The following is an 11,738-nucleotide window of genomic DNA, read 5'->3' as shown; positions in this document are numbered from 1 at the left end:
GGTGCTTTTTGATTATAGCTAGATTAGTTTAAGCTGCAGGCTGCGCTTTGTTTTGCTTGCGTTTATTCGTTAAGTATCCGCCTACCAGCACGCCTAATACGACAAGAATAATGAAAGCCCAATATAAAACGGGGCGATCTGCAAAATACCCTTTTAGGTTGAAAACAGCTGCCTTTTCGCCTGCAATCATTTTTGCTGCAGTAAAGGCAAGAACGCCTCCACCCACATACAAGATCCAGTTGAATCTGTTAACGAGCTTGATAAATAGCGTGCTTCCCCATACAACAACTGGAATACTAATAATAAGACCGATAACAACAAGCATCATATGTCCGCTTGCCGCACCTGCAACAGCAATAACGTTGTCCAATCCCATCGCAGCATCTGCAATAATAATAGTACGAATCGCCTGCCAAAGCGTAGCTCCTGCCTTAATGTCCTCGTGTTGTTCTTCTTGAACGAGCAGCCTTACGGCGATCCAAACAAGAAGAATGCCGCCAGCCAAATGCAGCCAAGGTAGATCTAACAGTTTTACGACAAGAAGTGTAGCTAATATTCTTATTGTTATGGCACCGACTGTTCCCCAAATAATTGCTTTTTTCTGTTTGTCTGCTGGCAAGTTGCGTGCCGCCAATGCAATAACGATGGCATTGTCTCCTGCAAGCACAAGGTCGATGAAAATAATGTTCAGCAGCGCAAACCACCATTCTGCGGATGTAATATCCATAAGTCGGTTCCTCCTTAATAAATGTCCATAGAGAAGCTTACACCAAAATCTGTTATTCGTGAAGTGAAATATTGCTAGATTCATATCATAAATGGTCAAGCTTCCTCATACCCCTAATACAGGGAGGGGAATCCGTGGACAGCTTCATTATTTTTAGTCAAATTGTGTTAATTAATCTGTTGCTAAGTGGAGATAATGCTATTGTCATCTCAATGGTAAGTAACCGGCTTCCAGCTGCGCAACGCAATAAAGCGATCTGGTTAGGAACGATGGTTGCCGTAGTGCTGCGTTGTGTACTTGTTTTTCTAGCGCTTCCTCTGCTGAAAATTCCTTTTCTTCAAGCGGCAGGAGGACTCATTTTGCTGTTTATTGCGATGAAACTGCTCGTTGATCTGCAAAAAGGCGATCATCACGAGCAGGAAGGTCAGCAGTTAACGATGCTTGGTGCAATTTGGACAATAATAACAGCAGATTTTGTTATGAGCCTGGATAATGTTCTTGCTATAGCTGCAGTTGCAAAAGGTGATCTAGTGCTTATTATGCTCGGAATTGCAATTAGCATTCCTATGATTATCTGGGGAAGCAAGCTGCTGGAGCTACTGCTCAAGCGATTTTCGTTTTTAGGTTATGTTGGAGCAGGGTGCCTGGCTTTTGCTGCAGGTGAGATGATTATTAAGGATCAAGGCCTGTACACCTTGCTTTTGTATAAAATGGAAAGTATGATCTCGATCATTCCATTCATGTGCATTCCGCTTGTCATAATCGTTGCGGTAATGGGCCAACAAGTAAAACAGCAGTGAAACTGAAAAACCATAAAAAACATATTTCCATTATTTTTTGAATGGGAATATGTTTTTTTGTGCAAACATAGTCTAAAGCCTAGTTTTTTTATCTCAATTCCGTTAAACTAAAAAAGATCAAAAAATGTAAGAAGCTTAAGGAGCGGAATGCAAAATGAACAATAGATATTCCGCTGGAATTATTTTGTTGATTGTTGGTATTGTAATTTTGTTAGGAAAAGCAGGATTATTCAGCTTTCTGGGAATGATGTTCTGGCCGCTTCTGGTACTTATTCCTGGTATTTTAATTCATGTGCTTTATTTCGGCAGAGTGCTTCCAGCAATAACATTGATTCCAGCTGGTATGCTGGTAGTGTATGCTGTACTCTTTATTTTCTGTAATATTTTTGGTTGGGATAGCTTGCGTTATCTTTGGCCGCTGTTTATTTTTGGAGTTGCCGTTGGATTGTTTGAATATCATCTATTCGGCTCGCCTAAGCAGCGTTATATAAAGACATCCGCCATAGGGCTTGGTGCCGCATCATTGATTTGCTTGTTATTAATAGCGCTTTGGGGCTGGGGCATTTATGTCGTAGCATTAATTTGCGTGTTAGTTGGGCTGTATTTAATGTTCGGATCTCGAGTACGTTGGTAATTTTACTTTAAAATGGAGTGGACACATCTAATATGAAAGCAAGAGAAAACTTACGCAACATTGCAATTATTGCACACGTAGACCACGGTAAAACAACGCTGGTCGACAAACTTCTTCAACAGTCAGGCACATTTAAGGAGCATGAAAGCGTTCAGGAAAGAGCAATGGATTCCAACGATATTGAACGTGAACGTGGGATTACCATTCTTGCAAAAAATACAGCTATTACGTATAAGGATTTCCTTATTAACATTGTAGACACGCCTGGACATGCTGATTTTGGTGGCGAAGTAGAGCGGATTATGAAAATGGTTGACGGCGTACTGCTTGTTGTTGATGCATTCGAAGGCTGCATGCCGCAGACGAAGTTTGTATTACGCAAGGCGCTTGAGTCTAATTTGACTCCAATCGTTGTCCTGAACAAAATTGACCGTCCTAATGCGCGTCCTGTAGAAGTTATCGATGAAGTGCTGGATCTGTTTATTGAACTGGGCGCGAACGATGATCAGCTTGAGTTCCCGGTTGTTTATGCATCAGCTCTGATGGGTACATCAAGTCTTGATCCTGAAAAACAAGATGAAAATATGTTGGCGTTATATGAAACAATTGTTGAACATATTCCGTCTCCTAAAGAGAGCGTAGATGATTCATTGCAATTTTTAGTCACGCTGCTTGACTACAATGAGTATCTTGGCCGTATCGCTATCGGTCGTGTAAACCGTGGTATTATTAAACAAGGACAACCAATTGCGGTCATTAACCGCGAAGGTGTTGTGAAGCAGGCTAGAATTGAAAAGCTGTTTGGCTTCCAAGGCTTGAAGCGTTTGGAAATTGAGCAAGCAGGTGCTGGCGATATCGTAGCGATTGCTGGTATTAAAGACATTAATATCGGAGAAACGATTGCAGATCCGGCTAACCCTGAGCCGCTGCCTGTCTTGAAAATTGATGAACCTACTTTGCAAATGACTTTCCTTGTAAACAACTCACCATTTGCCGGTCGTGAAGGTAAATGGGTAACATCCCGCAAGCTGCGTGAACGTCTATTCAAAGAGCTTGAAACAGACGTAGCGCTTCGTGTAGAGGAGACTGAATCGCCAGATGCCTTTATCGTATCAGGTCGCGGTGAGCTTCATCTTAGTATTCTGATCGAGAATATGAGACGTGAGGGCTATGAGCTTCAGGTTTCTAAGCCAGAGGTTATTGTTAAGGATGTTGACGGCGTAAGAAGTGAACCGTATGAGCGCTTGCTGATTGATATTCCAGAAGAAAGCATGGGTGCAGTAATGGAGTCTCTTGGCACACGCAAAGCTGAAATGGTCAATATGATCAATGATGGCTCTGGACAAGTGCGTCTTGAGTTTATTATTCCAGCTCGTGGCCTGATCGGATACCGTACGATGTTCTTGACGTTAACACGCGGCTACGGCATTATGAACCATGCATTTGACAGCTACGGTGAGTACGTTCCTTCAACAGTTGGCGGCAGACATCAAGGTGTGCTTGTTAGCAGTGAAAACGGCGTAAGCACCTTCTATGGCATGATGGGCGTAGAGGATCGTGGTGTACTCTTCCTTGAGCCTGGAACAGAAGTATATGAGGGAATGATCGTGGGCGAGCACAACCGCGATAACGACATCATCGTCAACATCTGTAAGGAAAAACAACTTACAAACGTACGTTCATCAGGCAAGGACGATACGGTTAAGCTTAAAACACCTGTGTTGTTCTCGCTGGAGCAGGCGCTTGAGTATCTGAATGATGATGAATATTGTGAAATCACGCCAAAAACAGTACGACTACGCAAAAAAATCTTGAACAAAAGTGAGCGCGAGCGTGCTGAAAAACATCGTAAAATGGCACAAGCCAATTTATAATGGCTTGAGGGAGGCATAAAGAATGCAAGCATGGTTAAGTGAGCATCCGCTCATTTCATATCTACTCATTCTTGGCATGACGTTTTACATTTTTCAAAATGTGTTTAGACCTCAGCAAGTTAGGCTGCCGCTGTTGAAGGCGATATTCATGTATTTGACAATGATCATCGGATCGGGAATTTTGCTGATATTGCAACTTGACCGTTTGCCAATCGTACAATGTATGGCTGTAGCAATTGTAATGATGGTTATGCTGCGTGCACGTCAAATTTATGATAAATGGAAAGGCAAATCAACGACGGCAGAGTAAAAATGGTGTACAAGCAAGCAGCATCTACCAACATAACCACGTTGGATGAAGGGTGCTGCTTTTTATTTAAGAATTTAAGACTAAATGATTGTAGGTGAAAGCATGGCTGCAAATAAACCTCAGCATGCTGGCGAACAACAACTGGCGAGCCGAGCTGCAACAAGAGGAAAAAAGAAACCTAAGAAAAAGAAACATCCGATTATAAAGGTATTAATATTCATTATTATAGTAGTATGTTTAGCAATTGTAGCAGGCGGTGTCTACATAGTAACAAAGGGTAATGAGTTCATGAATACGATTAGTATTGCTAAAGTAGATGACGAAACTGGCAAGGTCAATTCCATTCCTGTAGGCGAGTCTGTAAAGGAAAAACCACTTACGATGCTGCTGCTTGGTATTGATCAGCGTAGTGGTGGAGGTGGTTTGAACACGGATGTTATTATGGTAGCTGCACTGAATCCTACGACTAAAAAGGGCGCAGTGATTGCAATGCCGCGTGATACCCGTATTACTTATGACGGTAAAACGCGCAAAGCAAACGCGTTTTATGCGAATGCCTATGTAGCTGCCCAGCGGGGCGGTGCAGACCGAGTGGAAGTGATGCGCGAGGCTAAAAATACGGCAAAAACGATTTTTGGTGAGTTTTATGGTGTTCCGTTGCAGTATGCAGCTTCAATTAACTTTCAAGGATTTCAGGATGTAGTTGATGTTCTTGGAGGTATTCATGTCAATGTAGATATGCGGATGCAGTATAAGGATTCTCATGATGGCACCAATATTGACCTACAACCAGGCGAACAAACGCTTTATGGAAAAGAAGCGCTCGATTTTGTTCGTTTTAGAAAATCCAACTCGAATCCGAATGCTTCAAGTGACTTTGAACGTAACACACGCCAAACGGTTGTCATTAAAGCGATTATGAAAAAGATGATATCGTTCGGCGGCGTGACGAAGATTAATAAAGTCATTGATGAATTAGCAGAGGATGTTCACACGGATATGCCAAGTGAAGAACTATCTCGACTAATTAGTACTTATTACAATATTGATGTAGACAACATTACGTTTATGACCTTGCAAGGGAAATGGCAAAATCCTTATGTTGTTGCGGACGAAGCCTCTCTTGAAGAAGCAAGACAGTTATTGCAATCAATAATATCAGAATGAGTCTCCTCATTTGATCATATACTGTAGTAGTTAAGCAGCTACAGTCATACTAATGATCGTGAGTGAGGAGGCAGAGCTATGATGAAGATGAACTGGAAAAGGACAGAGCGTCATAAGCTGACACGTAAAGCCTAGTACAAGCGACTAGGCTTTTTGTGTTTTTATTTTCCTTTAATCCTTTGCTCATGCTCGTTAACTAATTCTTCAGGCGTGGAGTAGGTGCCTGTTTCATTCTGGGTATCAATCTCGTGTTCTTTTTGTGCAGGGATGAGATCAGATGGGATTTGCGGCACGATACGTCCAACGATGTCAGCTAGCTCCTCGGCTATGCCTTGAAACGGGCGGCCAGCACGAATGTCTTCACCCATTTCAGCGATGCGCTCTCTAAGATCAAGGTCAGCCGTCACAATGGCTTGAACCCCTAATGGGTCATTACTGAAGGCTTCAGCTACGGAGTATTTAATCGTTCCGACGCGTGTACGCTCTAGATCTGGATCAACATCTATACCGACTATTGCGCTATTGCCCATGATGACAACATGTGCATCCTGTACACCCTCAATGCCTTTTGCAAGATTTTCAAGATGAGCGATTGCTTCCTCTTGATTAGCAGCTATTGACTGGGGCTTAACTTGCTGCATCTGCATGGATTGATCATTATTATTATTGTTGTTGGAGGGTGGGGTTGCATTCGAATTACAGCCAGCAAGCAGAGCGAGCATCGTAGTTAATACAACAAGTTCCTTTTTCATATGTTTCACCTCGAATAGTTACCATACTAATATCGATTGTAGTGTGACCATCGCAGCTACTTTCTATGTACATTGCAGAGAATGAGGAGGGAGCTCCATGAGCCAAATTGTAGTTCTTGATACGAATGTGCTATTGCACGACCCACAAGCGATTTTCGCTTATCCGAAGGATGAAATCGTCATTCCCGCTATCGTATTGGAGGAAATTGACTCAAAAAAAAGGCTTGCAGACGAGCTTGGTCGCAATGCTCGCTCTGTATCCCGTTTATTAGATAAAATCAAGGAGGAAGGAAAGCTTCATAGCGGCATTAAGCTGCCAAACGGCAGTATTATTCGTGTAGAGCTCAATCATCGGAACTTTACTCAAGTACAGGATCTTTTCGGTGAAATAACGAACGATCACCGAATTATTGCAGTTGCAATGAATTACCATGTCGAGCAGCAGGCTTTGCCGGAACAAGAACGAAAGCAGGTTGTGCTTGTAAGCAAGGACGTCTTAATGCGTATTAAGGCCGATGTGCTCGGTCTTCCGGCAAAAGACTACATAAGTGATCCACATCTGCAAGCGGATGACCGTTATAATGGGTATTTCACGCTGCATGTTCATCCATCTATAATCGATGAGTTTTACACCTACCGATATTTGATGGTTCACAATCTTGGATTAAGGCATCAATTGAATCCTCATGAATTTGTCATTTTGAAGGATGAGCTTGGCACCACCAAATCCGCACTTCTTAAGGTAAATGCCAACGCAACCAAGCTGGAGCCGTTATTTTTAAGCAATGATCCTGTATGGGGAATTACGGCGCGCAATGCTCAGCAGCGTATGGCGCTTGAATTATTAATGAATGATGAAATCCCGCTAGTGACGCTTACTGGAAAAGCCGGAACAGGTAAAACATTGCTTGCTTTAGCTGCTGGACTTCTAAAGGTGGAGGATGAGCATAAGTATAAAAAACTGCTTATCGCTAGGCCTGTCGTGCCGATGGGGAAAGATATCGGCTATTTGCCAGGGGAGAAGGAAGAAAAGCTTCGCCCGTGGATGCAGCCTATTTACGATAATCTGGAATATCTTTTTGATACGAAAAAATCGGGCGATATTGATAAAATTTTAATGGGACTTGGAAGCATTCATGTCGAAGCGCTCACTTATATTAGAGGAAGATCGATACCCGGACAATTTATTATCATTGATGAGGCACAAAACTTAACCAGTCATGAAATTAAAACAATCGTATCACGTGTAGGTGAAGGTAGTAAAATTGTACTAGTGGGTGATCCTGAGCAGATTGACCATCCATACCTCGACTCCATGAGTAATGGTCTAACCTATGTGGTAGAAAGATTCAAACAAGAAGGCATAAGCGGCCATATTGCGCTTGAAAAAGGAGAGCGCTCCAAGCTTGCACAGCTTGCAGCAGACTTGCTGTAGATGTAACGTATTAAACCGTTCTTTACGTATGTGGCAATGGCTACCGTACTAAGGAACGGTTTTTTCTAATTTAAAATCTCGTTACGCTTGTGACATGTTAATCATTGGATGCAGACGATGATAATGGAATGAAAGCGATATACATTCTGCCGGGATCTTGCTATACTTAGTGTATCCGTATGAAAAGGAGACGAGCTGTGTTTACTAGAAAAACGATTCCGTTTGTTATTGGTTCTATTTTGCTAGTAGCTGTTGCGTTTCTGTTTTTAACGCGTGCACTTGATTGGACCTATGTGTCTGAATTATACAAGGACGAACCCGCGATCATTATGGAGCCTGAAGCGGTAGAGGTTCAAACGGTCGAGCTGGAAGTCTCAGTCATGCTGGATCAACAAAAGTATGATGAACTAGTGCTATTGTCCCAAAGGGTTAGTGATCGCTATCCGCATATTCACGTTACATTCAACAATTTGGTTGACCAACAGATGAGCTTTAAGGAGTGGGAGAGTGAAACTCAACTAGGAAGGCTTGGGGATATTCAACTCGTTCCGAATGAGTGGGTCGTTCCACTAGCTATCAAAGGGTTCTATCAACCGGTTGATCGTCTTATGAATAATGATGTGCTCACAGATCAACTGCCTTCAGTAATAGACGCACTTAGATGGAATGGCTATTTGTGGGCTGTTCCTTATGAAACGAATCCTTATCTTATTTTTATTCATCAGAAAGCGTACGAGGGTCTCAACATTAAGCCTGTCGTGATGGCGCCACCTGTCGTACTTGACAATAGCTTGGCTCTTAAGGATGTATCAGGTGCTTCTACATTTCCCGATGATCAGTCTGCGCAAGGCAGCGATGTTACCTTGCCGTGGGGCTTCACAGAGTGGCTGGAGCGATACGAAGCGACTGCCTTTAATGGTCCGTTGCTATCTTGGGATGAAGATCAGCTGTCCAGCATGCTTGCATGGCTTAGTATATGGAGAGAGGATAACGATCAACCAATGAAGCTTTCCGAGCTCAGTGAGCAGCAGCTGAAGGCTCTTCAATACTTGAAGCAGCACCCTGAGTTCGTACGACAATCTATTGATTGGGATGAAGAAGAGCTGCCATTGCTTTATATGACTACAGTTGCTGATTATTTTATGAAACGTGATCGGATTGATGCTCATTATGCAAGCAGTGCAGTTGCCGCTCCACTCCCTTGGCTGAATGGAAAAAGCTTCATGATGAGCTCGCATACGGTTCATTCCGAGGCTGCCATGCTATGGATCGAAACAATGAATCGTAATCAGCCTGAATCCACTGTCATCCATCGTAAAATGTACTCGACGTATAGCAGCGATTCCATGCAGCATGTATTACGGGAGCTGCTGCAGCAGAAGTTGTTGAACCGTCAATTGTTTGCTGTGGATTTGGATTGGGTTAATCAGTATGAGCAGCTGGACATAGCCTGGAAGGCCGCGGTAACCATTGAAGAAAAGCTTGCACTGCTGTTAGAAAAAGCAGATGCTGAGGAGTAAGAAAGAAGCATGACAGCGCGTATCGTGAAAAATGCGTTCAGTCATGCTTCTTTTGACTTTAAAATGCGAGCTTTAGCTCGATGCTAAGTTCATTTTCAGTTACAGCAACACTTCTCGCACGCAGAAACTTGACGAGCAGGCTAGGGTAGAAATTCAAATCAAAGCGTTGAGCAAGCTCCTGCTTAGTAGAATCTGGAAGAGAAAACCCATTGAAATACAGTTCATCAATCGTGAATTGAATGTAATTGGAAGGTTCTTCAACAATACTGTAATGCCCGCTAATTTCGATATCAATATCCTCTTTTTTGCCTCGGGCTGTAATCGAATCCTCTTTAAAATCAAACTCGAAGTAGCGAAACATCGGATCATAATCCTGCAAATACTGATTAAGTACCTCTTCTGGAAGTGTGATGGTGTAATTAAAGCCTTTATAGCTTAGGTATTGGCTGTTTTTTTGCAACCAGCCTGGAAGCTCATTCATGGCATATGCAAGTGCTTCAAAATAAGCCTCGACATGCGCGATTCCTTGCTGTTCCCAAAATTGTGTAAGCTGCTTGATTAGCAGCTCAACTCGCTCGGCATCCGTTCTACCGCTTAACTGGTCATCTATTTGCTTCTCAAGCGTTAATACTCGTTCTCGCTGCTGCTGCAGCTCCTGCTCAGCATAAAGGAGCTGTTCATTTTCTGCTGCGAATTGTTCATAAAGGCTTTGCAAATCCCGTTGCTCTTTGATGAACAGATCCAGCACTTCACGATCCTTCGATAAAATATACTCAATCATTTCAAATGAAAACAGGAATTGCTCCAGATTCCTGGATTTTAGCAAGCTTAGGTACAGATCAATTCGTTCTCCCTTATAGTAAGCGACAAGCACTTTGCCAGCTTGCTCGCGTTTCTGCTCAATGTCCATTTCTCGCTCATAGAGACGCAGCTCTGTATCGATAAGCTGCTCCTGCAGGATAAGCTGTCTCGCTTGAATGCGTTCAATTTCTTTATCTATTTCAACAATGGATAGGCTGGATTGCAAGATCTCCTGCAGCTCCTCATCTTCTGACACGAGAGGAGGTGCGGAATATGAAGAGGGTGGCTCTGCGGTTACAACGAGCCTCGACTCTAGCATAAGCGACACAATGACAAGAAGGCAGATCGCAAGCTTCATTAGTTTCCATTTATTCAAAACGTCCGACCCTCCTTATCCTCATTGTATGCACCAGGTTGGACTAATATTTCATAACGCTGAATAGAAAAAGGTCGTACAAGAGGAACTTGTACGACCTTTAGACAACTTAGATGTTTTAGAACGGTATGCTCATCTTGAAGACAGACCAATAGGTGAATCCCACAAACGAGATTGCCATATATCCCCAAAACATCGTTATGTAAGTTTTTTCTGAGAATTTCAAATAGCCAAGAAAAACGAATGCAGCAGCCTGCGCTAGAAATAGCAACGAAAATTCATACATATGACCAGCAAATGCCATCAAACCAATTACAAGGCACCAGAAGCCAAGTACACGATACATACGTGCCATATCGCTACCCCCTTTCTTGTTGAACGACCCAAATTCCTAAATCTCATTATATCGTTAGGTGTGAGAAGTGTAAACTATCCCCATGTCGAAAAAATGAAATTATTTCGTCCGAATTGTGAATTTGTTCATAGTATGTTCAACATTATGAAGTTATATGTATGAGAATTTTTGAAAATGGTTATACAAAATAGTAACCAATAGATTCTATGAACTCTACTAAGAACATAGAGATAAGTAAGTGCCTTTTACGTTAGGAGGTTATAAAAGCATGACAGCAATTAGACAGGACGCATGGACGCCAGATGATGATCTTATGCTGGCAGAGGTTACTTTGCGTCATATTAGAGAGGGCAGCACCCAGCTCTCAGCTTTCGAGGAAGTGGGTGAGCGAATTGGTCGCACATCTGCTGCTTGCGGCTTTCGCTGGAACAGTTTTGTTAGAAAACAATATGAGGAAGCGATTCAAATCGCGAAGCAGCAGCGTCATAAGCGTAATTACATGAAAAAGCAGGCAGCATCATTGCCGCAGGTTTCTTCATTAGTTACTTATGATACGGATGAACGTACTGTGAAATCGGAATCTTCCTCACTAGAGGAAAGTCTATCGATCGACGCCGTAATTCGTTATTTGCGTGAGTGGAAGGTTACGTATCAAGATCTCAGCAGACAAATTCGTAACTACGAAAAATCTCTGAAAGAAAAAGAAGATGAACTACATCGACTTCGTGTAGAAAATGAAAGATTAACAAAAGAAGTAAATATGGTTCAAAATGATTATCATGCTGTGAATGATGATTACAAAACACTGATTCAAATAATGGATCGTGCCCGTCGCTTAACCGTGCTTAATGCTGAGGATGAAAACAAGCCTCGCTTTAAGATGGATGCGAACGGAAATCTCGAACGAATTGAATAAGCTGTTCAAAAAAAGTGCTACTTGAGTAGCACTTTTTTTGTTGTTCCTGTATGCTGATATAGAGGATGAAG

The 11,738-nt window shown here is 42.5% G+C and carries 12 protein-coding genes; 8 read left to right on the top strand and 4 right to left on the bottom strand.

What is annotated here, in order from left to right; genetic code table 11:
• Positions 1-28 precede the first annotated feature (28 nt).
• Positions 29-727 carry a TerC family protein gene (locus ACFP56_RS02040; RefSeq protein ID WP_379230578.1) on the bottom strand — a complete coding sequence of 233 codons (699 nt, stop codon included), beginning with the start codon at positions 725-727 and terminating at the stop codon, positions 29-31.
• A 134-nt stretch (positions 728-861) separates the two neighbouring features.
• Between ACFP56_RS02040 and ACFP56_RS02035 the strand changes: the two genes are divergently transcribed.
• The 5 genes from ACFP56_RS02035 (at position 862) to ACFP56_RS02015 (ending at position 5,512) form a co-directional block, all read left to right on the top strand.
• Positions 862-1,527 (top strand): TerC family protein, encoded by a 666-nt coding sequence (locus tag ACFP56_RS02035; RefSeq protein WP_379230576.1) that lies wholly within the window; start codon positions 862-864, stop codon positions 1,525-1,527.
• A 154-nt stretch (positions 1,528-1,681) separates the two neighbouring features.
• Complete coding sequence (locus tag ACFP56_RS02030) at positions 1,682-2,161, top strand: hypothetical protein (RefSeq protein ID WP_379230574.1); 480 nt, start codon at positions 1,682-1,684, stop codon at positions 2,159-2,161.
• A 32-nt stretch (positions 2,162-2,193) separates the two neighbouring features.
• Positions 2,194-4,035, top strand: a complete 1,842-nt coding sequence (typA, locus tag ACFP56_RS02025; RefSeq protein WP_379230572.1) for a translational GTPase TypA — start codon at positions 2,194-2,196, stop codon at positions 4,033-4,035.
• 22 nt (positions 4,036-4,057) lie between these two features.
• On the top strand, positions 4,058-4,345 hold the full coding sequence (locus ACFP56_RS02020) for a YlaH-like family protein (RefSeq protein WP_379230569.1): 288 nt from the start codon (positions 4,058-4,060) through the stop codon (positions 4,343-4,345).
• 102 nt (positions 4,346-4,447) lie between these two features.
• Entirely contained in the window at positions 4,448-5,512 is a 1,065-nt protein-coding gene (locus tag ACFP56_RS02015; RefSeq protein ID WP_379230567.1) for an LCP family protein, read from the top strand.
• Between the two features lie 161 nt (positions 5,513-5,673).
• Here ACFP56_RS02015 and ACFP56_RS02010 read toward each other — a convergent pair whose 3' ends face one another.
• Positions 5,674-6,264 (bottom strand): YhcN/YlaJ family sporulation lipoprotein, encoded by a 591-nt coding sequence (locus tag ACFP56_RS02010; RefSeq protein ID WP_379230565.1) that lies wholly within the window; start codon positions 6,262-6,264, stop codon positions 5,674-5,676.
• A gap of 97 nt (positions 6,265-6,361) precedes the next feature.
• On the opposite strand from ACFP56_RS02010, the gene ACFP56_RS02005 reads away from it, so the two are divergent.
• A complete protein-coding gene (locus tag ACFP56_RS02005; RefSeq protein WP_379230562.1) occupies positions 6,362-7,699 on the top strand; it encodes a PhoH family protein in 1,338 nt (445 codons plus the stop codon).
• Positions 7,700-7,896: 197 nt separating this feature from the next.
• Positions 7,897-9,219: a hypothetical protein gene (locus tag ACFP56_RS02000; protein ID WP_379230560.1), complete on the top strand. Its 1,323-nt coding sequence runs from the start codon at positions 7,897-7,899 to the stop codon at positions 9,217-9,219.
• 58 nt (positions 9,220-9,277) lie between these two features.
• Here the strand turns inward: ACFP56_RS02000 and ACFP56_RS01995 are convergent, their stop codons facing one another.
• Together ACFP56_RS01995 and ACFP56_RS01990 are read right to left on the bottom strand one after the other, a co-directional pair.
• Positions 9,278-10,396: a coiled-coil domain-containing protein gene (locus ACFP56_RS01995; protein ID WP_379230558.1), complete on the bottom strand. Its 1,119-nt coding sequence runs from the start codon at positions 10,394-10,396 to the stop codon at positions 9,278-9,280.
• A gap of 118 nt (positions 10,397-10,514) precedes the next feature.
• Positions 10,515-10,751 (bottom strand): DUF2626 domain-containing protein, encoded by a 237-nt coding sequence (locus tag ACFP56_RS01990; protein WP_379230556.1) that lies wholly within the window; start codon positions 10,749-10,751, stop codon positions 10,515-10,517.
• 268 nt (positions 10,752-11,019) lie between these two features.
• On the opposite strand from ACFP56_RS01990, the gene ACFP56_RS01985 reads away from it, so the two are divergent.
• Complete coding sequence (locus ACFP56_RS01985; protein WP_379230554.1) at positions 11,020-11,667, top strand: RsfA family transcriptional regulator; 648 nt, start codon at positions 11,020-11,022, stop codon at positions 11,665-11,667.
• The last annotated feature ends 71 nt before the right edge of the window (positions 11,668-11,738 follow it).

Origin of the sequence: Paenibacillus septentrionalis (genome assembly GCF_042659865.1) — a bacterium.
GTDB lineage: Bacteria > Bacillota > Bacilli > Paenibacillales > Paenibacillaceae > Pristimantibacillus > Pristimantibacillus septentrionalis.
Note: the sequence above shows the minus strand (reverse complement) of the source record. Positions and strands in the feature narration are given on the sequence as shown.